This is a genomic window from Tepidimonas aquatica (assembly GCF_007556585.1).
In the GTDB taxonomy this organism is placed as follows: domain Bacteria; phylum Pseudomonadota; class Gammaproteobacteria; order Burkholderiales; family Burkholderiaceae_C; genus Tepidimonas; species Tepidimonas aquatica.
In genome coordinates, this window is sequence record NZ_VJNA01000063.1 from 1 (window position 1) to 2,739 (window position 2,739).

Consider the following 2,739-nt stretch of genomic DNA (forward strand, 5'->3'; position numbering starts at 1 on the left):
GCTTTGCGCATGAACAGGTGCGACAGCCTTGCTTCCAACTCCTGCCACGGCATGCGTGAGGACAACACCGCCAGCGGATGGCGCAGGTCGATCATCTGATCGAGCCGGGCGCGGAAGAAGTCCTCGGTGGCGGGGCAGGCAAACATCGCAAAACTCCTAGAAAACAGCGGGCAAACCCATCAGGGCTGGGGGAAATTGTACTCGCAAACAGACAATAACACAAGAAAAATCATGCGGTTATGAATATTTCAGGGGCGACGCAGTAATCCGATGGAGTACTGTGCTAGAGCAACTCCCGCCAAGGCAGCAGCCTGTAATGTGACGACTCCGATTGGCATTCTGGCGGAGGGGGGTGCCATCGTAACGACTAAACCAGCGATTCCCGTGGCAGTCAGAATTTCAATGAAAAAAGAGGGGATGGGGAACCAGTGAGGGGTAAAATTTAATCCCAAAAAAATAAAAAGAAAGAACGGCAAGACCGACAACGGTACCTTGCCGTCGTGTGCAACCAATCGGTAGGTTATTTGGCCCATCCAGCATCGACCGCCGTCCCGGTCGCTGCCCATGTGAGCGTGCCGCCGGTCGCTGTCGGCGTCAGTACATACGTTTTGCCCTCCAGGTTCGGCGAGCCGGAGTTTGTTGCCGTCGCCGTGATGACGCCATCAGTAACGCTGACTGATGCCACTACGCCGTACCCACTGCCCGATGTGATAGCTGCTGGTACGCCATTAGAGCCAGAATCACAATTGGACAAATTGCTAGTCGATTGGTAGCATTCTTCCACGCCCAGTTTGAAGCTCTGTGTCGCTTGTACCACTTCAGTGAACTTGGCTTTCTTTGTATAGTTTTGATAAGAGGGCAGTGCAATCGCCGCCAGAATGCCGATGATCGCCACGACGATCATCAGTTCGATGAGCGTGAAGCCCTGTTGGACACGTTTCATGATGAACCTCCAGTGATGGACCCAAGATGGCCCTGCGGGTGCAGGGTTGTGTTCATCGTAGCACAGGGCGTGCCAGCGCAGGCGCGGTGGGCTCGGCACGTGCCGGGCCCTGTGGCGGCGGTGCGACGGTGGGGTGGCGGCGGTGAAGATGACATCAAAAATTGACGTGAAAGGTTGATGTGAACGGCGTGGCTTGATGGGGCGCATGGTGGCCCCCTTTGGAGGGGCCGTGGGGTTGCGCGATAATGTGCAACCACGATGGACGGGTTGCGTGTGGCCACCTACAACATCCACAAGGGTGTGCAGGGTGTGGGGCCGCTGAAGCGGCTGGCGGTGCACAACCTGGCGCACGCGGTGGCGGCGCTGGGGGCGGACGTGGTGTGCCTGCAGGAGGTGCGGGCCTTTCACCGCCGGCTGCAGCGGCGCTTTGGGCACTGGCCGGCCGGCGACCAGGCGCAGTTTTTGGCGCCGGCCGGCTACCACGCGGTGTACCGCACCAACGCCGTCACGCGCCACGGTGAGCACGGCAACGCGCTGTTGAGCCGCCACCCTGTGCTGCACCACGCGCACCGGGATGTGTCCGACCACCGGCTGGAGCAGCGTGGCTTGCTGCACGTGACCGTGGCGGTTCCGCGCGGCGGGCAGACCGTGGTGCTGCACGTGGTGGTGGTGCACCTGGGGTTGATCCACGCCAGCCGCGTGCGGCAGGTGCATGCGCTGGGCCACTACGTGGCCGAGGCGGTGCCGCCGGACGCGCCGTTGGTGGTGGCGGGCGACTTCAACGACTGGGGGCAGCGCCTGCACGCCCCGCTGGCCGCCTTGGGGCTGCGCACGCTGCCGCAAGCCCACGTGCCCACCTACCCGGCACGCTGGCCGCTGCTGGCGCTGGACCGCGTGTACGCGCGTGGCCTGCACGTGGTGGCTCTGCAGGCCCCGCACGGCCCAGGCTGGGCGCGTTGGTCCGACCACCTGCCGTTGGTGGCCCAGTTGCAGTGGGTGTGAGCACGGCGGGCGGCGCGCCAAGCCGGGCGCGCGTCACCCCACCCGCGTGTTCCACCCCACGATTTGCCGCTTGCTGCGGCTGAACTCCACCCCGACTTCGATCACACGCTGGATGCCCGGCGCGCCGCGGTGCTTGGCCGCGTAGTCCTTGGCCTGGAGTTGCCGCAGCGCCTCGCCCGTGCCCTGGTCGCCCTCCACGACCTTGAACTCGAACACCCACGCGGTGCCGACGTGCTTGACGGTGAGGTCGCACTGGCCTTCGTGGCTGACATCTTCAGCGATGATCTCCACCCCAAGGCTGGCCAGGTGGCTGTAGCACACGCTGGCAAAGTAGCCCTCGTACTGCGCAATCGGGTTGGCACGGTACCAGTCGTGTGGGATGGAGGCGAACAGCCGCTCGAAGTGCGCCTTGAGCGCGGCGGCGTCGCCGTGCGCGAGGGTTTGGTACAAGCGCATCGACGCGGCCTGGGCTTGGTGGCCACATGACGGGGGCAGCCACGCGAGGGCCAGCGCCTCGTTGAGCGCGGTGCGCACCTCGTGGTTGGGCAGCGCAAGCGAATACATCGGCCCGCGTGGGGTGGGCACCTGCTCGCGAATCGTCAGGTAGCCGGTTTGCCACAGCATCGCCTCAGGCTCGATGCGGTCCACATCGAAGGCCGACAGCAACGCCTCGCTGGCCCACAGCTGCTCCAGCTTCGGCGTAAAAAACCCCTTGCGCTGCAACCACTGCACCAAAAAGGTCGGCGTGCCGGTCTCGAACCAGTGCGCGCGAAACTGCCGCTCAGCCAGCAGCA

Annotated in this window: 3 protein-coding genes and 1 pseudogene; 1 reads left to right on the top strand and 3 read right to left on the bottom strand. The window is 63.9% G+C overall.

Annotated elements, in window-relative coordinates; translation table 11 throughout:
* Window positions 1-146: pseudogene (locus Taqua_RS13630) on the bottom strand (IS5/IS1182 family transposase); the annotation flags it as partial.
* 374 nt (window positions 147-520) lie between these two features.
* The gene (locus Taqua_RS12815; RefSeq protein ID WP_144326964.1) at window positions 521-943 is read right to left on the bottom strand and encodes a pilin; all 423 of its coding nucleotides are present in this window, start codon (window positions 941-943) and stop codon (window positions 521-523) included.
* A gap of 258 nt (window positions 944-1,201) precedes the next feature.
* On the opposite strand from Taqua_RS12815, the gene Taqua_RS12820 reads away from it, so the two are divergent.
* Window positions 1,202-1,945, top strand: coding sequence for an endonuclease/exonuclease/phosphatase family protein (locus Taqua_RS12820; RefSeq protein WP_144326965.1), 744 nt, complete (start codon window positions 1,202-1,204; stop codon window positions 1,943-1,945).
* Between the two features lie 33 nt (window positions 1,946-1,978).
* Here Taqua_RS12820 and Taqua_RS12825 read toward each other — a convergent pair.
* A partial coding sequence (locus tag Taqua_RS12825; protein WP_185969639.1) for a PD-(D/E)XK nuclease domain-containing protein occupies window positions 1,979-2,739 on the bottom strand: 761 nt, incomplete at its 5' end.